Raw genomic sequence first — 15,809 nt, 5'->3', positions numbered from 1 at the left:
CCCCAACACCGCCTCCTACGACATCACCGTCGAGCACCTCGCCGACTGGATCGCCACCCGCGGCTACGCCACCAGCTGACCCCACCCAACACGCACCACGCACCACCGAAGGGCCGGACCCCCACCAGGGGCCCGGCCCTTCGCCATGCCACCGGCGGCGGCCAGAAGCCCGGGCAGGCATCACGCGGTTCGCCGACACTTCGGAACTGACGCCCTCAGCAATTCAGCACACCGGCCGAGGCGCCGACCCGGGCGCCGACCCGCCGACACCAGCCACCACCAGCGCGCCGAGCCGGTGACCGATCGAGGCCGCCCACCCACCAGCGCCGAGGCGGTAACCAGTCGACGCCACCCGCCCAACAGCGCCGGGCCGGTGACCAGTCGACGCCACCCACCCAACAGCCCCGGGCCAGTGACCAGTCGACGCCACCCACCCGTCGGCGCCGAGGCGGTGACGTCGACGCCGGCTACCCATCAGCGCCGGCCGGTGCGGGTCAGCCGCCGGAGTCGTCCATCTCGGCGCCCTCGGGCACGGTGTCGTCGTCCCGGCTGGCCAGCCAGCCGTCCGGCAGGAAGACCTTGCCCGGGGAGTTCGTCCGGCCACGCGGCTGACCGAGGGCGGTAAGCGGGAACGGCTCGGCCGGGTCGAGCTTGCCGAGTAGGTCGTCGAGCTGGGCCAGGCTTTCGATCATCGCCAGGGACCGGCGCAGTTCGCCGCCGACGGGGAAGCCCTTGAGGTACCAGGCGACGTGCTTGCGGAAGTCGGTGCAGCCGTCCCGCTCACCCCGGGCGGGGTTGCGCGCGCCCGCCACGAACTGGTCGACGAGCAACTCGGCGTGCCGGCGCATGGTCACCGCCACCTCGCCGAGGCTGGGCAGCCGCCGTTCGGGGCGACCGTTGAAGGCGGCCTCCAGGTCGGCGAAGAGCCACGGCCGGCCGAGGCAGCCGCGCCCGATGACAACCCCGTCGACGCCGGTGTGCGCGACCATCCGCAGCGCGTCGTCGGCCTCCCAGATGTCGCCGTTGCCGAGCACCGGCACGTCGAGGGCCTGCTTCAACGTGGCGATCGCGTCCCAGTCGGCGGTGCCCGAGTAGCGCTGCGAGGCCGTCCGCCCGTGCAGGGCCACCGCCGCCACGCCGGCGTCCTGGGCTGCGAGCCCTGCTTCGACGTACGTCAGATGGTCGTCGTCGATGCCCTTGCGCATCTTGACGGTGACCGGCACGCCGGCGGGTGACGCGGCAGCCACCGCGGCCTTGACCAGCCGGGCGAAGAGCCGGCGCCGCCACGGCAGCGCCGCACCGCCGCCACGCCGCGTGACCTTGGGGACCGGGCAGCCGAAGTTCAGGTCGATGTGATCGGCCAGGTTGCGCTCGACGACGATCCGTACGGCGGCTGCGGTGATCTCGGGGTCGGTGCCGTAGAGCTGGAGGCTGCGCGGCTTCTCGTCGTCACCGAACGTGATCATGCGCAGGGTCTTCGGGTTGCGCTCGACAAGCGCCCGAGTGGTGATCATCTCGCAGACGTAGATGCCGCCGCCCTGCTCCCGGCAGAGCCGGCGGAACCCGACGTTCGTGATGCCGGCCATCGGCGCGAGCACCACAGGCGGCCACACCTGGTACGGCCCCAGAGTCAAAGGGCTCAAAACAGGCGCGGTCAAGGCAGTCACCGCCCAAGTGTAAGGAAGGGCCCCTGCTTAACGCCTAGTGCATAGGAAGGGGCCCTTCCTAACACGACGCATATCACACCGCGCGATGATCGACGGTGTTGTCCACAGCCGGCAGGATTTCCACAGGCCGCGCGGCCGGGCGGGACACGGCCTGGTTCCGACGGTCAGGCTGCGGTCATGCGTGAACATCCACCTGAGCTGACGGCAACGGTCGAGCGGCAACAGCAGATCGCCACCCGGGCTCAGTTGCTCGCCGCTGGCTACGACGACATGTACCTGTACCGCCAGGCCCGGCGCGGCCAGTGGCAACGCGTCCTGCCAGCGACGTACGCCCTGTTCACGGGTGTACTGACCGATGAACAACGGCGGATCTCCGCAGCGCTCTACGCCGGGCCGCAGGCGCAGCTCACCAGCTTGGCCGCGCTCGCCTGGTACGGGTTCCGGCAGATTCCGCGCAACACCGACGTACACCTGGTGGTGCCACACCACGCGCGGCGCCGGTCGGCGGGCTACGCCCTTGTTCGGCGAGCCCTGACCCTGGACGCCCGGGCGCGGTCGAGCGCGCCGTACCCCGTCTGCTCGCCGGCGCGGGCGGTGGTGGACGCGGCCCGCGACCTTGGGCAGCTTCGCCCGGTGCGGGCCATCCTCGCCGAGTCTGTCCAGCGCGGTTTCACCGACCTCGCCAGGCTGGACGAGGAGATCCGTCGGGCGCGGCGCAGTCGCACCGCGCTGATCAGGATGGCGTACGCGGAGGTCGTGGCCGGCACCCGGTCGGCTCCGGAGGCGGAGCTGCGCGAATGCCTGGCGGGCAGCCCGATCCTGCCGCAGATCCGGTGGAATCCCCGTCTTCGTACGCTTGACGGGGCGGTGCTGCCGACGCCGGACGGGTACCTGACCGACTCGGCGGTGGCGCTGGAGGTCGATTCGCAGGAGTACCACTTCAGTCCGGGCGACTGGGCTCGGACGTTGGAGCGGCACAACGAGCTGAGTCGGCACGGTGTCCTGGTTCTGCACGTCACGCCTGCACAGCTCCGGCGCCATCCGGACGGCATCCGACGAACTGTCGAGGATGCGTACGCGTCCCGGCAGGGCGTCGGTGCCACGCTCCGGGTCCGGGTCGATCCAGCCGGCCCGGAGCATGCGAGGGACTGATCGAGTACGGCGCTCCGCTCAGCTTGCGGAACAACGGAGTTAGGAAGGGGCCCCTTCTATACCTGAGGCGTTAGAAAGGGGCCCTTCCTTACACCTCAGCAGCCGGGGAGGCGCTCGATCAGGTAGCGCTCCACCTGGTCCAGGGAGACGCGCTCCTGGGTCATGGTGTCCCGGTTGCGGACCGTCACGGCGTTGTCGTCGAGCGTGTCGAAGTCGACGGTGACGCAGAACGGGGTGCCGATCTCGTCCTGCCGGCGGTAGCGGCGGCCGATCGCCTGCGAGTCGTCGAACTCCACCACCCAACGCTTGCGCAGCAGCGCGGCGAGGTCCTTGGCCTTCGGCGACAGCGCCTCGTTGCGCGACAGCGGCAGCACCGCCACCTTGACCGGGGCCAGCCGCGGGTCGAAGCGCATCACGGTGCGCTTGTCCACGCCGCCCTTGGTGTTCGGCGCCTCGTCCTCGTCGTACGCCTCCAGCAGGAAGGCGAGCACGGCCCGGGTCAGACCGGCGGCGGGCTCGATGACGTACGGCATCCAGCGCTCACTCTTGGTCTGGTCGAAGTACGACAGGTCGACGCCGGAGTGCTTGCTGTGCGTGGAGAGGTCGAAGTCGGTGCGGTTGGCGACACCTTCCAGCTCGGCGAACTCGGTGCCGCCGAACTGGAAGCGGTACTCGATGTCGACGGTCCGCTTCGAGTAGTGGGAGAGCTTCTCCTTGGGGTGCTCGTAGAGACGCAGGTTGTCCGCCGAGAGGCCCAGGTCGAGGTACCAGTTCCAGCGCTCCTGGAGCCAGTACTCGTGCCACTGCTCGTCGGTGCCCGGCTCGACGAAGAACTCCATCTCCATCTGCTCGAACTCACGCGTACGGAAGATGAAGTTGCCCGGGGTGATCTCGTTGCGGAACGACTTGCCGGTCTGGGCGATACCGAACGGCGGCTTCTTGCGGGCGACCGTCTCGACGTTCTTGTAGTTGACGAAGATGCCCTGCGCGGTCTCCGGGCGCAGGTAGTGCATGCCCTCGTCGCTCTCCACCGGGCCCAGGTACGTCTTCATCAGGCCGTTGAACATCTTCGGCTCGGTGAAGGTGCCCTTGTTGCCGCAATTGGGGCAGTTGACCTCGGCGAGTGAGGTCGGCGCGTGGCCGTGCTTGGCCTCGTACGCCTCCTCGATGTGGTCAGCCCGGAACCGCTTGTGGCAGAACTGGCACTCGGTGAGCGGGTCGACGAACTCGGCGATGTGGCCGGACGCCTCCCACACCTTGCGGGCCAGGATCACTGCGGAGTCGAGGCCGACCACGTCGTCGCGCTGCTGGACCATCGTCTTCCACCACTGCCGGCGGACGTTCTCCTTGAGCTCCACGCCGAGCGGACCGTAGTCCCACGCCGATCGGGTGCCTCCGTAGATCTCGCTGGAGGGGAAGACGAAGCCTCGGCGCTTGGCGAGGCTGACGACGGCGTCGATACGGTCTGCTGGCATGTTTCCTCCTACGCCGGCTGGCGGTCGGCGGGGGCGAGATGTGGATGGATCGGGCGGTTCGGGACAACGGTACGTCCACCGTCACCCCGAGCGACAGCAGAATACCGGGGGCGGGTCAGCTCACCCCGCAGACCTCCATGCTGCCGGTCTGACCGTCCTGACCCAGTGTGACCTGCTGTCGTTCCCGGTCGCCGCCGGAGAGCGTCACGTCGACGGGCACTGTCAGGTTTGTCGTGTCGACCTCACCGACCCGGAACGTGGTTACCTGCGGCTCGGCGGCGGCCCTGCGCTCGAACTCGGGGCGTGACTCGCGCCGCTGCGCGTCGTCGCAGAGCTGGTCGTACGCCCGCCCGTAGTTCCGATCGACGAGGGCCTGGTAGTAGTCGCCGGTGACCGTGCGCCCCTGCTCCCGGATCGCCTGCACGCCGCTGACGGCCAGGCCGACCACGGCCGCGCCTCCCCCGCCGCAGCAGAGCAGGATGGCGAGAGCGCCGACGCCGAGGCCGATCCAGAGCCGGGTCCGGCGGCCCTCGGTGGGCGGCGCGGCGAACGGCGGAGCCACACCGGGACCGGGCGGCGGGGCGGGTGCGGTCATAGGAGCAGGGTAGTGCCCGACGGCTCAGCGGTAAGGACCAGCAGCCCGATCACTCTCGGCGACCACCACTGCCCCGCCGGGCGCGGCGTTGGCAAGCGCCTCGTACGCGGAGGGTTCGTCGACCGATTCGGCGAGCAGCGGCACGGCGCTGACCTTGACCTCGAAGGCGCCCAGGGCACGCCGGTAGGTGCCTACCGACTCCCACTCGGTGAGCAGTGTCCAGTGCCGGGGGTCGTCAAGCGCCCGCAGGAGTTGACCTCGCAGGTAGCCGGGGCGGGCGGCCAGCGCGGTGAGGGCCGCGTGGGCCCGTTCGGTGAAGTCGTCGGCGACATCGACGTCGACCACGAACCGGTTGGTCACCAGCACCGGGCGCCTCCTCGTAGAGTCTGTGGGATGCAGCGTACGCAGCGCCCTCTGCTGGCCCGGTTGGCCGGGGCCAACCCGACATCGGTGTTTCTGCTCACCCTGGTGGTGGTGCTGATCGCGTTCTTCACGCCAGGCGTGATCGGCGGGCTTTTGACGCTGGCGCTCGCCGCTGCCCTGATCGCCCTGTTGGCGACCACCTGGGCGGTTCAGGCGCCGCAGACCCGGCTCATCCGGCTGTTGATGTTGACCCTGCTGGTGACTGTGGGCCTCGCGAAGCTGCTCTGACATGCAGCTATGCGTTTTTGACAATCATTGTCGTTGCCACGGACAGTTGGGGGCATGAGCAACCGCACCACGTCCCGTGTCCTGGCCGCCGCGACCGCCCTGCTCGTCCTGGGCGCGGGGGCCGGCTGCTCCGACGGCGGTCCGGCCGGCGCCGATCCGCAACGGGTCGACGTGGTGGCCGCGTTCTATCCCCTCCAGTTCCTCGCCGAGAGGATCGGCGGTGACGCGGTCCGGGTGACCAACCTGGCCCGGCCCGGCGCCGAGCCCCACGATCTGGAGCTGAGCCCGAAGCAGGTCGGCCAGGTAAGCGACGCGGAGTTGATCGTCTACCTGAAGGGTTTCCAGCCCGCGGTCGACGAGGCGATCGCGCAGAGCGGCGGCGACCGGGTGTTCGACGTGGCGAGCGTGCAGCCGCTGCTGGACGTGAGCGCCGGCGGCCACGACCACGACCACGGGGACGACGAGCAGGGCGAGGAGGAGCACGGCGGCGGCAAGGATCCGCACGTCTGGCTCGACCCGACCCGGCTGGCCGGCATCGGCGATCAACTCGCCAAGCGGCTCGGCGAGGCCGACCCGGCCCACGCCGCCGACTACACCACCCGCGCCGCCGCGCTGCGCGCCGACCTGACGCGGCTGGACGGCGAGTTCACCGAGGGCCTGCGGACCTGCCAGCGGCGGGAGATCGTGACCAGCCACACCGCGTTCGGCTACCTGGCCGACCGCTACCAGCTCGAACAGATCGGCATCACCGGGCTGAGCCCGGACGTCGAGCCCTCGCCGCAGCGGCTCGCGCAGGTCATCGAGGAGGCCAAGGAGCACCAGGCAACCACGATCTTCTTCGAGACCCTTGTCAGCCCCAAGGTGGCCGAGACCATCGCCGGTCAGGTCGGCGCCAAGACCGCGGTGCTCGACCCGCTCGAAGGACTCGCCGCCGGCAGCGACGCCGACTACCTTTCGGTGATGCGTACCAACCTGGAGACCCTGCGGACGGCGTTGAGCTGCTCGTGAGCGCGCCCGTGATCAGCGTCGAGCACGCGGCGGTCGGCTACGACGGCCGCCCGGTGCTCCGGGATGTCTCGCTCAGCGTGACCGCCGGTGAGGTGGTCGCGGTGCTCGGCGCCAACGGCTCCGGCAAGTCCACGTTGATCCGCGCCGTGCTCGGGCTGGTGCCGCTGAGCACCGGCTCGATCAGCCTCTTCGACCAGCCATTGCGCCGGTTCCGGCAGTGGCAGCGCATCGGGTACGTCCCGCAGCGCCTCGGCGCGGGCGGCGGCGTACCGGCGACGGTCCGCGAGGTCGTGGGCTCCGGCCGGCTGGCCCGTCGAGGGTTGCTCCGCCCTCCGGGCGCTGCCGATCGGGCCGCCGTCGACGCCGCGCTGCGCGCGGTCGGGCTCGCCGACCGGGCCGCCGACCCGGTTGCCACACTCTCCGGCGGCCAGCAGCAGCGCACACTGATCGCCCGTGCGCTCGCCGGCCGACCCGAGCTGCTGATCCTCGACGAGCCCACCGCCGGCGTGGACGCGGCAAGCCAGGAGGCGTTCGCCGGCGCGCTGCGCGACTTCGTCGGCGACGGCGGGACGGTGCTGCTGGTGGCCCACGAGTTGGGCCCCCTGCGGCCGGTGATCAGCCGGGCTGTCGTCGTACACGAGGGTGGTATCTGTCACGACGGCCCGGTGCCGGACCCGGCCGGCCACCACGCGGAGCCCGACCACGACCACGTGCACCCGCACGGTCCCGACGAGCCCGCCGGGCTGTGGAGCAGCTGAGCATGGAACTCTTCCAGTACCCCTACATGCAGCGCGCCCTGATCGCCGCGCTGGTGATCGGCTTGGCCGCGCCAGCGCTCGGCATCTACCTGGTGCAGCGCCGGTTGACGCTTATCGGCGACGGCATCGGGCACGTGGCGTTGACGGGTGTCGGCGCGGGTCTGCTGCTCAACCGCTCGCCGGTGCTGGTGGCGGTGATAGTTGCCACCGCCGGTGCGGTCGCCATCGAGCTGGTGCGCGCCCGCGGGCGTACGTCCGGCGACCTTGCCCTGGCTCTGTTGTTCTACGGCGGCATCGCCGGCGGTGTGCTGCTGGTCGGGCTCTCCGACGCGACGAGCGCGAATCTCAACGCCTACCTGTTCGGGTCGCTGACCACCATCTCGGCCACCGACCTGACCACCATCGTGATCCTCGGCGGGGCGATCCTCGTCGCCATGATCGCGCTGCGGCCGGCGCTCTTCGCGGTGAGCCACGACGAGGAGTACGCCAGGGTCTCCGGCCTGCCGGTGCGTACCCTCAATCTGCTGATCGCGGTGACCACGGCGATCACCGTGACCATCGCGATGCGGGCCGTCGGAGTGCTGCTGATCAGTGCGCTGATGGTGGTCCCGGTGGCCACCGCGCAGCAGGTCACCCGTGGCTTCCGCAGCACGATGACCGCCGCGATGGCGCTCGGCCTCTTCGCCGCCGGCACCGGTGTCTGGGTGGCGGCGACTGCGGACACCGCGCCGGGCGCCTCGGTGGTGCTTGTGGCGATCGCCTCCTTCCTGGTGGTGGCAGTGGGCGCGGGAATCTGGCGGACGCTGCGTCGCCGGGCCGCACCGGCCTCCGTGGCGCCCGCCGAGCCGCACGAGGTGGTGCTCGGCTGAATTGGTTACCGTTGCAGAATGACCACCGCTACGGGTTACGAGGGCTTCGACGGGGCGAGCGAACTGCTCCGCGCCCTCTCCGCCCCCATCCGGCTGGCCATCGTCAGCGAGCTCGCCGGCGGCGAGCGGTGTGTGCATGAACTGGTGGAGAAGCTCGGTGCCGCGCAACCGCTGGTCTCCCAGCACCTGCGGGTGCTGCGCGGCGCGGGCGTGGTGCGGGGGTCCCGCCGGGGCAGGGAGATCGCCTACAGCCTGGTCGACGAACACGTGGCGCACATTGTGGCGGACGCGGTGAGCCACGCCGGGGAGGGATCATGAACGAGAGCGGCGCCGCGGTGCGCAACACCCGGCAGCGCTCGGCGGTGAGCGCCCTGCTGGGCGAGATGGAGGGCTTCCACAGCGCGCAGGACCTGCACGCGATGCTCCGGCAACGCGGTGAGCGGGTCGGCCTGACAACCGTCTACCGGACGTTGCAGGGGCTGGCCGACGCGGGCGAGATCGACGTGATGCGCCCGCCGGGCGGCGAGCACCTCTACCGCCGGTGCAGCCAGGGCCATCACCACCACCTGGTGTGCCGGGTGTGCGGGCGTACCGTCGAGGTGGCCGGGCCTGCGGTGGAGAGCTGGGCCGACCGGGTTGCCGCAGAGCACGGCTACGCAGAAGTCAGCCACACACTGGAAATCTTCGGCACCTGCCCGACCTGCGTGCGTTGAAAGCCGCGTCCCGGCCCTCGTAGATCGTGCCTCCACATCTGCATTAGTCGGGCCGTTCGTGGCACGCTGTCCGGCGTGAAGATCTACGCTGATCGCTTTCCGACCGCCGCCCGCCAGTTGCTCACCGACCTCCTCGTCGTCGCCTGGGTGTACGTCGCGATCCGCGGCGCGCTCTGGCTGCACGACCTTGTGCAGAAACTCGCCGTACCTGGGCAGAAGCTGGAGGGCGCCGGCGGTGGCCTCGCCGACAACCTCGCCGACGCCGGCGGCAAGGTTCGGCGGGTCCCGCTTGTCGGCGATGAGCTGACCGCGCCCTTCCAGCGGGCCGCCGACGCGGCCCGGGGGCTCGCCGACGCCGGCCGTGACCAGCAGCACCTGGTCGACCAGCTCGCCTTGGCGCTCGCCGTCGCGGTGCTCATCTTTCCGCTCGGCATCGTGCTGTTCGGTTGGCTGCCGCTGCGGCTGCGGTGGATGCGCCGCGCCGGATCGGCCGCGAAACTGGCCGATGGGCCGGCCGGTCGGGACCTGCTCGCCCTGCGCGCGCTGGCCACCCAGCCGCTGGGCCGGCTGACCCGGATCGCGCCGGACGTCGCCGAGGCCTGGCGGCGCGGTGACGACGACACAGTGGATGCCCTGGCCGCGCTGGAGTTGCGCCAGCTCGGCCTGCGCGGCCGAGCCCGCTGAGCCCGGCCGACGGGGTCAGGGCTTCGGCGGGATGCGGCGGCGGACGTCCTCGGCCGTGGACGGGCCGGGCGTCCAACGGGCCACCCAGGGCAGCTCGTCGGACGGGGTGATGACGCCCTCCTCCAAGCTGGCGTAGCGGCCGGCGAGGATCCGTTTCGCGGCGGTGGTGTCGACCGAGTCGGTGTTGTCCCACAGGGCGGCGAACAGCGCGTCCACCCGGACCCGTGCCTGCCGGCAGAACAGGTCGGCCAGCTCCACGTTCTCCGGTCGGCTGCCGCGCTCGGCCGTCGCCCGGACGCAGACCGCCGACATCGCGAACAGCTCCGCGCCGATGTCCACGATGCGGCCGAGGAACGCCTGCTTGCGTTCCATCTTTCCCTGCCAGCGGGACATCGCGTAGAACGTCGACCGGGCCAGCTTGCGCGACGAGCGCTCCACCTGGCGCAGGTGTGCGGCCAGCGGCCCGAACTCGGCGTACGCCGAAGGGCTCTGCCCCCGACCGACCGCGAGCGTGGGGAGCCACTTCGCGTAGAAGGCGCTCGCTCGGGCGCCCGCTCGGGCCTTGCGGCCGAGCCCCGCATCCGGGTCGATGATGTCGCCTGCCACCGACAGGTGGGCGTCGACCGCCTCCCGGGCGATCAACAGGTGCATGATCTCCGTCGAGCCCTCGAAGATCCGATTGATCCGCAGGTCACGCATCATCTGCTCGACGGCTGCGGCGCGCTCGCCACGGGCTGCCAGCGAGTCGGCCGTCTCGTAGCCGCGCCCGCCCCGGATCTGGATCAGCTCGTCGGCGATCTTCCAGGCCATCTCGCTGGCGTACAGCTTGACGAGCGCCGCCTCGATCCGGATGTCGTTGCGGTCGTCGTCGGCGAGCAGGCAGCACAGGTCGAGCATGGTCTCCATGCCGTACGTGGTGGCCGCGATGAAGGAGAGCTTCTGGGCGACGGCCTCGTGCTCCCCCACCGGCCGGCCCCACTGGACCCGGTCGGCGGCCCACCCCCGGGCCACGTTCAACGCCCACTTGCCAGCGCCCACGCACATGGCAGGCAGCGAGAGCCGACCCGTGTTCAACGTGGTCAGGGCAATCTTGAGGCCCTTGCCCTCGCCGCCGATGACGTTCTCGGCCGGTACGAACACGTCGTGGAACCGGGTCAGGCTGTTCTCCAGGCCACGCAGACCGACGAACTCGTTGCGCCGCTCCACCGTGATGCCCGCGCTGTCACCGTCCACGACGAACGCGGTGATCCCACCGCGCCGACCCTCGCCGGCCGGCACCCTGGCCATCACCACGAGCAGGGTGGCCACGATGCCGTTGGTGGCCCACAGCTTCACACCGTTGAGCCGGTAGCCGGTGCCGTCCTCGGTCGGCTCGGCGGTGGTCGCGAGCCGGGCCGGGTCGGAGCCGACGTCCGGTTCGGTGAGCAGGAACGCGGAGACCTCACCGGCGGCGAGCCGAGGCAGGAAGCGTTGCTTCTGCTCGGCGGTGCCGAACATCTTCAGCGGTTGCGGCACGCCGATCGACTGGTGCGCGGAGAGCAGCGCGCCGATCGCCGGGCTTACCGAGCCGGCGAGCATCAGCGCCCGGCAGTAGTGCAGGTTGCTCAGGCCCAGGCCGCCGTACTTCCGGTCGATCTTCATGCCGAACGCGCCGAGGTCGGCAAGACCGTGGAACACCGAGTCCGGGATGGAGGCGTCCCGCTCGATGGCCTGTCCGTCCACTTCGGAGGCGAGGAAGTCGCGGAACCGGCCGAGGAAGTCCTCGGCGCGGGCCTCGTCGTCCGGATCGGAGCGCGGCCACGGGTCGATGAGGTCGAGCCGGAACCGCCCCAGGAAAAGCTCCTTGCCGAAGCTGGGCCGGTCCCAGGTGGACTCCCGGGCCGCCTCGGCGACCTGCCGGGCTTCCTTCTCGGAGACCTGCCCGGCCTCCTCGGGCAGCGGCGCGGCCGCACCGGCGGTGCCCGCCTGGGCCTTGTCGACTGCGGGGTTGGAGTCAGGACCGTCCGGTGCCGGTCGGCCGTTCTGCGTCGTGGTCACGGCTGCCCCCTCGAACCTCGGTGCGGCTGCGTCGACGTGCGCGACTACCGCCACGCTACCCCCGCTTGTTACCAAGGGGTAGCGCAGCGTACGTCCGGATCGCCGTCCTCAGCGACCGCTGAGCATCTCCGGGTCGTCATCGTCGTCGTCGATGTCGTCCTCGCCCCAGCTACGCCGGGAGAACGGCAGGATCGCCCAGAACGTGAGGAACCAGAGCCCGGTCAGGCCGCTGAGGATGAAGGCGATCGGCCGGTCCAGCACGAAGTCGGTGATCAGCAGAACCGCGCTGACCATCGAGATCAGCATGAAGGCGAGCCCGCCGCTGGCCATCCGGTGCGCGAAGCGGACCAGCTCCGGCTTGCGCCCCTGCCGGAACAGCGCCCTGTGGAACGCCACCGGCGAAATGATCATCGCGGTGGCGGCGGCCGCGGCGATCAGGGCGACGATGTAGACATCCCGCTGGAACTCGCTGGTCCGGGTGAATCCGTTGCTGAACGGCAGGGTCAGCAGGAAGGCGAACAGGATCTGCACGCCCGTCTGGGCGACCCGCAGCTCCTGTAGCAGATCGGCGAAGTTGCGCTGCCAACGCTGCTTCTCGGTCTCCGTCGACACGCGCTACCTCCGGTGAGACGCTACTGCCGACGGAGCGGTCCGCCGGCAGCAACGCCAATGCCCCACACGACTGAGCGCGAAACAGGTTCACGACATCTGCCGGTCACCGCCAGGACACTCCGCTGGTCACGCCACCGCCCTCGCCGAGCGCCGCCCACGCGGGCGTTCAGGAGCCGCGGCGGATGCGGCCCGCGTAGCGGGCTTCGAGCTCGGTGTTGTGCGCGTCGCCGTCCGGGATGTTCGCCGACAGGTAGACCGGGGGCCGCTCCCCCGCCGCCAGCAACCGAGCAACCACCTCCACGGTGACCTGTTGGGCCAGCAGTGCCGCCGTGATCGAGGAGACCGCGCCGACAGCGCCACCGCCGGGCAGCGGCAGCGTCGCATCGCCGTACGGTGCGCCGTTGTCGAGCACCACGTCGGCCAGGTCGGCCAGCTTGCGACCGGACGGGTGGCGGGAGGTCATCCGGCCGGAGTGCTGCACGGAGGTGATCGCCACGAGCCCATGCCCCCGCTGCTTGACGAGCGTGGCGAACTCGACCATGGCGCCGTTGACCCCGGAGTTCGAGGCGAGCACGAAGACGTCGGTGGGGCGTACCGGGGCCAGCTCGTAGAGCCGGTGCGCCACGGCCGGGTCCCGTTCCAGCAGCGGGCCGAGCCGCTCGGCCGGCTCGCCACCGATCAGCACCAGGTCGCGCAACGCGATCCGGTTGGTCGGCACCAGGCCACCCGCCCGGCCGGCGATCTCCATGGCGAGGGCCTCCGAGTGGCCCGTCCCGAAGGCGTGCACCACCCCGTCGGCGCGTACGGCGTCGGCGATCAGGTCGGCGGCCCGCCCCACCGCCTCCCGCTGACTGGCGGCCACCCGGCCGATCGTCTCGGTCACCACTGCCAGAAAGTCGTCGGCGCTCACGCTCATGTGTCCTCCGTCGTCCGGTTGCGGGCCATCCACTGCACCGCGAAGTCGACAGCCGCCCGCTGGCGTACCAACCTCGCGGTTCCGGCGCCCACCGAGCCGACGCGGACCACGCCGGTGGCCTCCAGGGCCTGGCCCAGCGTGCCGAAGTCGCTCTCGTCGAGCCTGATGTCCTGCCACCACACCCACTCGCGGCCACCGTCGGGTATCCGCACCGCCGCGCCCAGCCGCTCACGGACCGGCGCGGGACGACGGTACTCGGCCAGGTGCAGCGACGTGTTCACGCTGTGGTCCACCCCGAGCAGCAGCACGTCGGCGTCCAGGTCGTAGAGCCGGGCCAGCGGAGACTGTGCGCCGAGCATGTCGGCCAGGCCGTGCCCGGCGACGACCTGCTCGGCGGCCGGGCCGAGCGCCGCGAACGACACCTGGGGATGCGCGCTGCGCAACGCGCCGGGCCAGCCGCGAACCGTCTCGGCGAGCACGCCCATGTAGCGGCTGGGGGTGACCGCCGGGTCGAACCCCGGCATCTCGGCCCGGATCAGCGGCCACCAGTCCACCGGAACCGGCGGGTTGCGCCACTGCGCGGGGTCGCTGTTGTCGGGCGTGTGGGTCGGCACCACGATCGTGCCGTCCGGGCCGAGCGCGTCACGCAGGGCGAGCACCACCGCGTGCGGTCCACCGCAGACGAAACCCAGCGGGCGCAGGGCCGCGTGCACAAGCACTGTCGAGCCGGGACGTACGCCCAGCAGGCGCAGCTGCGCGGCGACCGAGCGCCGGGTGCCCGGCCCGCCGGGGTACGTCGTCACGGCGCTCCTTCGATCGGCACGGCTCAGGCCGTCCCGGCGACCCGGGCCAGGATCGCCTCGGCGAGCGGGCCAGGGGCGGCGTCCGGGATCCAGTGGGTCACCCCGGGCAGCGGTACGAAGCGGTAGTCACCCGTGACGTTGGCGGCGCACGCCTCGGCGGCGGTCCGGCCGATGGCGATGTCCCGGTCACTCCACACATAGGTGGTGGGCACCGCGACCGGGCCGACGGCGGCCAGGTCGGCCCGGGACATGGCCCGGTACCAGTTCAGCGCGGCGGTCAGGGCACCCGGCTCGCGCATCGGATCGGCGTAGCGGTCCACCCGGGGCGCGTCGCCCACCCCGCCGAGCATCTTGCGCAGCGCCGTCGCGTTGAACGCCAGCAGCACCTTCTCGGCCTTGCCGGGCTGGCGGAACAGCGCGATGTACGACGAGCGGGCCTTCTGCTCCGTGTCGGTGCCGAGGGCGTGGGCCATGGCCGCCGGATGCGGCACTGACACGGCGGTGAGCGTACGGACCCGTTCGGGGTGCTCGGCCGCCAGCGCCCAGGCAACGATCGCGCCCCAGTCGTGTCCGACCAGGTGGACGGCGTCCAACCCGAGCGCGTCGAGCACTGCCACCGCGTCGGCGGCCAGTTCGGGGATCCGGTAGTCGGCCACCGCCTCCGGCCGCGCGCCCGGCGAGTAGCCGCGCTGGTCCAGCGCGTACGTGCGCAGCCCGGCGGTGTGCAGCGCCGGGACGACCTCGTCCCACTCGCCGCTGTGCTGCGGGAAGCCGTGCAGCAGCAGGACGGGCGCGCCGTCTGCCGGACCACCGGTGCGTACCTCGAAGGTGAGACCTCGCGCGTCGACCTGCATGATCGTGAGCCTACCGAGCCGACGCCGGGCCGGCCGGCTGCCGGGACTCCCTGCTGGGCTGTCACCCCAGGTCGGTGCTAGCGTCAGCGAGACAACTTCACATCCGACAGGGGAGCGCACAGCGCTGAGAGTGCGGGCACGCCCGCAGACCCTCGAACCTGATCTGGGTAATGCCAGCGCAGGGAGTTCGGTCGACCTCCAGCCGCGCCGTCGTCCGGTGCCACCGGGCGCGCGGCGTGCGTCTTCTCCTGGTTCGTTCACTGAACTGGGAGCAAAGCATGGACAACACCACCAACCGATGGCGGACCATCGACATCGTGGTCGCCTCGGTGATCGCTGTCGCCTTCGGCGTCATCTTCTGGGCCTGGGGCCTGGTCTGGAGTGCCACCGAGGGCGCGTTCGCCTTCTTCCCGCCGGCGCAGACGCTGATCTACGGCGTCTGGCTGATGCCGGCCGTCGTCGGCGGCCTGGTCATCCGCAAGCCCGGCGCGGCGCTCTACTGCGAGACGGTGGCGGCGGTCGTCTCCGCGCTGCTGGGCAGCCAGTGGGCCGGCACTGTGATTCCGCAGGGGATCGTTCAGGGCATCGGCGCCGAGTTGGCCTTCGCCGCCTTCCGCTACCGGTCGTTCCGGCTGCCGACGGCGGCGCTGGCCGGCGCGTTGACAGGTCTCAGCGCCGCGCTGTTCGACTTCTTCGTCTGGAACGTCGAGACCGAACTCGTCAACTACCGCATCCCGTACGCGCTGCTCACCATCGTCAGCGCCACTGTGATCGCCGGCATCGGCGGCTGGCTGCTCACCCGGGCCCTTGCCAACACCGGCGTCCTGGACCGCTTCCCAGCAGGCCGGAACCGAGCCCTCGTCTAATCCCTCACCTTCCCCGCCCCTCCCGTCCCACCCACTCACTCACTCACTCACGTCGATCATGAGGTTGACGGGCGGATGGATCGCCCAAGCCCCCGTCAACCTCATGATCACCGGGCAGGGTGGAAGGGGTGCAGGAGGCGGGCGGGGGC

General features: G+C 71.1%; 18 protein-coding genes, 1 pseudogene and 1 riboswitch. Of the genes and pseudogenes, 10 read left to right on the top strand and 9 right to left on the bottom strand.

Annotation, left to right across the window (positions count from 1 at the left end):
• Positions 1 to 79: pseudogene (locus tag ADK66_RS32765) on the top strand (phytochelatin synthase); the annotation flags it as partial.
• A 415-nt stretch (positions 80 to 494) separates the two neighbouring features.
• Here ADK66_RS32765 and dusB read toward each other — a convergent pair.
• Positions 495 to 1,658 (bottom strand): tRNA dihydrouridine synthase DusB, encoded by a 1,164-nt coding sequence (gene dusB, locus ADK66_RS22970; RefSeq protein ID WP_053658685.1) that lies wholly within the window; start codon positions 1,656 to 1,658, stop codon positions 495 to 497.
• A gap of 186 nt (positions 1,659 to 1,844) precedes the next feature.
• Between dusB and ADK66_RS22965 the strand changes: the two genes are divergently transcribed.
• A complete protein-coding gene (locus ADK66_RS22965; RefSeq protein ID WP_053658683.1) occupies positions 1,845 to 2,819 on the top strand; it encodes a type IV toxin-antitoxin system AbiEi family antitoxin domain-containing protein in 975 nt (324 codons plus the stop codon).
• A 95-nt stretch (positions 2,820 to 2,914) separates the two neighbouring features.
• On the opposite strand, the gene ADK66_RS22960 is transcribed toward ADK66_RS22965, so the two are convergent.
• The 3 genes from ADK66_RS22960 to ADK66_RS22950 form a co-directional block, all read right to left on the bottom strand.
• Positions 2,915 to 4,294, bottom strand: a complete 1,380-nt coding sequence (locus ADK66_RS22960; protein WP_053658681.1) for a glycine--tRNA ligase — start codon at positions 4,292 to 4,294, stop codon at positions 2,915 to 2,917.
• Positions 4,295 to 4,409: 115 nt separating this feature from the next.
• On the bottom strand, positions 4,410 to 4,889 hold the full coding sequence (locus ADK66_RS22955; RefSeq protein ID WP_053658679.1) for a hypothetical protein: 480 nt from the start codon (positions 4,887 to 4,889) through the stop codon (positions 4,410 to 4,412).
• A gap of 24 nt (positions 4,890 to 4,913) precedes the next feature.
• Positions 4,914 to 5,255: an antibiotic biosynthesis monooxygenase gene (locus ADK66_RS22950; protein WP_053658677.1), complete on the bottom strand. Its 342-nt coding sequence runs from the start codon at positions 5,253 to 5,255 to the stop codon at positions 4,914 to 4,916.
• 27 nt (positions 5,256 to 5,282) lie between these two features.
• On the opposite strand from ADK66_RS22950, the gene ADK66_RS22945 reads away from it, so the two are divergent.
• From ADK66_RS22945 to ADK66_RS22915, 7 genes are all read left to right on the top strand, one after another.
• Positions 5,283 to 5,540 carry a hypothetical protein gene (locus tag ADK66_RS22945; protein WP_053658675.1) on the top strand — a complete coding sequence of 86 codons (258 nt, stop codon included), beginning with the start codon at positions 5,283 to 5,285 and terminating at the stop codon, positions 5,538 to 5,540.
• A gap of 54 nt (positions 5,541 to 5,594) precedes the next feature.
• Positions 5,595 to 6,548: a metal ABC transporter substrate-binding protein gene (locus tag ADK66_RS22940; RefSeq protein ID WP_053658673.1), complete on the top strand. Its 954-nt coding sequence runs from the start codon at positions 5,595 to 5,597 to the stop codon at positions 6,546 to 6,548.
• Positions 6,545 to 7,306 carry a metal ABC transporter ATP-binding protein gene (locus ADK66_RS22935; RefSeq protein ID WP_053658671.1) on the top strand — a complete coding sequence of 254 codons (762 nt, stop codon included), beginning with the start codon at positions 6,545 to 6,547 and terminating at the stop codon, positions 7,304 to 7,306. Before ADK66_RS22940 ends, ADK66_RS22935 begins: the two co-directional genes overlap by 4 nt.
• Positions 7,307 to 7,308: 2 nt before the next feature.
• Positions 7,309 to 8,175: a metal ABC transporter permease gene (locus tag ADK66_RS22930; protein WP_053658687.1), complete on the top strand. Its 867-nt coding sequence runs from the start codon at positions 7,309 to 7,311 to the stop codon at positions 8,173 to 8,175.
• A gap of 18 nt (positions 8,176 to 8,193) precedes the next feature.
• On the top strand, positions 8,194 to 8,493 hold the full coding sequence (locus ADK66_RS22925) for a metalloregulator ArsR/SmtB family transcription factor (RefSeq protein ID WP_053658669.1): 300 nt from the start codon (positions 8,194 to 8,196) through the stop codon (positions 8,491 to 8,493).
• Complete coding sequence (locus tag ADK66_RS22920) at positions 8,490 to 8,888, top strand: Fur family transcriptional regulator (protein ID WP_053658667.1); 399 nt, start codon at positions 8,490 to 8,492, stop codon at positions 8,886 to 8,888. Before ADK66_RS22925 ends, ADK66_RS22920 begins: the two co-directional genes overlap by 4 nt.
• 75 nt (positions 8,889 to 8,963) lie before the next feature.
• On the top strand, positions 8,964 to 9,572 hold the full coding sequence (locus ADK66_RS22915; protein ID WP_053658665.1) for a hypothetical protein: 609 nt from the start codon (positions 8,964 to 8,966) through the stop codon (positions 9,570 to 9,572).
• A gap of 15 nt (positions 9,573 to 9,587) precedes the next feature.
• Here ADK66_RS22915 and ADK66_RS22910 read toward each other — a convergent pair whose 3' ends face one another.
• From ADK66_RS22910 to ADK66_RS22890, 5 genes are all read right to left on the bottom strand, one after another.
• Positions 9,588 to 11,609, bottom strand: a complete 2,022-nt coding sequence (locus tag ADK66_RS22910; protein ID WP_053658663.1) for an acyl-CoA dehydrogenase family protein — start codon at positions 11,607 to 11,609, stop codon at positions 9,588 to 9,590.
• Positions 11,610 to 11,717: 108 nt separating this feature from the next.
• Positions 11,718 to 12,221: a DUF6328 family protein gene (locus tag ADK66_RS22905; protein WP_053658661.1), complete on the bottom strand. Its 504-nt coding sequence runs from the start codon at positions 12,219 to 12,221 to the stop codon at positions 11,718 to 11,720.
• Positions 12,222 to 12,387: 166 nt separating this feature from the next.
• The gene (locus ADK66_RS22900; RefSeq protein ID WP_053658659.1) at positions 12,388 to 13,137 is read right to left on the bottom strand and encodes a sugar isomerase domain-containing protein; all 750 of its coding nucleotides are present in this window, start codon (positions 13,135 to 13,137) and stop codon (positions 12,388 to 12,390) included.
• Positions 13,134 to 13,940 carry an aminoglycoside N(3)-acetyltransferase gene (locus tag ADK66_RS22895; protein WP_053658656.1) on the bottom strand — a complete coding sequence of 269 codons (807 nt, stop codon included), beginning with the start codon at positions 13,938 to 13,940 and terminating at the stop codon, positions 13,134 to 13,136. The genes ADK66_RS22900 and ADK66_RS22895 overlap by 4 nt, the downstream gene beginning before the upstream one ends.
• Before the next feature lie 23 nt (positions 13,941 to 13,963).
• Entirely contained in the window at positions 13,964 to 14,794 is an 831-nt protein-coding gene (locus ADK66_RS22890; RefSeq protein ID WP_053658654.1) for an alpha/beta fold hydrolase, read from the bottom strand.
• A 98-nt stretch (positions 14,795 to 14,892) separates the two neighbouring features.
• A riboswitch (TPP riboswitch) is annotated at positions 14,893 to 14,997 on the top strand.
• Between the two features lie 75 nt (positions 14,998 to 15,072).
• On the opposite strand from ADK66_RS22890, the gene ADK66_RS22885 reads away from it, so the two are divergent.
• Positions 15,073 to 15,660, top strand: coding sequence for an ECF transporter S component (locus ADK66_RS22885; protein ID WP_053658652.1), 588 nt, complete (start codon positions 15,073 to 15,075; stop codon positions 15,658 to 15,660).
• The last annotated feature ends 149 nt before the right edge of the window (positions 15,661 to 15,809 follow it).

It is taken from the genome of Micromonospora sp. NRRL B-16802 (genome assembly GCF_001279555.1).
Lineage (GTDB): Bacteria > Actinomycetota > Actinomycetes > Mycobacteriales > Micromonosporaceae > Micromonospora > Micromonospora profundi.
Note: the sequence above shows the minus strand (reverse complement) of the source record. Positions and strands in the feature narration are given on the sequence as shown.

What these genes read in the sequence shown, in the direction of transcription:
- ADK66_RS22920 (WP_053658667.1), top strand. Translation starts at nt 8,490, where the DNA reads ATGAACGAGAGCGGCGCCGCGGTGCGCAACACCCGGCAGCGCTCGGCG.
- ADK66_RS22890 (WP_053658654.1), bottom strand. Translation starts at nt 14,794, where the DNA reads ATGCAGGTCGACGCGCGAGGTCTCACCTTCGAGGTACGCACCGGTGGT.
- ADK66_RS22965 (WP_053658683.1), top strand. Translation starts at nt 1,845, where the DNA reads ATGCGTGAACATCCACCTGAGCTGACGGCAACGGTCGAGCGGCAACAG.
- ADK66_RS22900 (WP_053658659.1), bottom strand. Translation starts at nt 13,137, where the DNA reads ATGAGCGTGAGCGCCGACGACTTTCTGGCAGTGGTGACCGAGACGATC.
- ADK66_RS22945 (WP_053658675.1), top strand. Translation starts at nt 5,283, where the DNA reads ATGCAGCGTACGCAGCGCCCTCTGCTGGCCCGGTTGGCCGGGGCCAAC.
- ADK66_RS22955 (WP_053658679.1), bottom strand. Translation starts at nt 4,889, where the DNA reads ATGACCGCACCCGCCCCGCCGCCCGGTCCCGGTGTGGCTCCGCCGTTC.
- ADK66_RS22925 (WP_053658669.1), top strand. Translation starts at nt 8,194, where the DNA reads ATGACCACCGCTACGGGTTACGAGGGCTTCGACGGGGCGAGCGAACTG.
- ADK66_RS22940 (WP_053658673.1), top strand. Translation starts at nt 5,595, where the DNA reads ATGAGCAACCGCACCACGTCCCGTGTCCTGGCCGCCGCGACCGCCCTG.
- ADK66_RS22930 (WP_053658687.1), top strand. Translation starts at nt 7,309, where the DNA reads ATGGAACTCTTCCAGTACCCCTACATGCAGCGCGCCCTGATCGCCGCG.
- ADK66_RS22885 (WP_053658652.1), top strand. Translation starts at nt 15,073, where the DNA reads ATGGACAACACCACCAACCGATGGCGGACCATCGACATCGTGGTCGCC.
- ADK66_RS22960 (WP_053658681.1), bottom strand. Translation starts at nt 4,294, where the DNA reads ATGCCAGCAGACCGTATCGACGCCGTCGTCAGCCTCGCCAAGCGCCGA.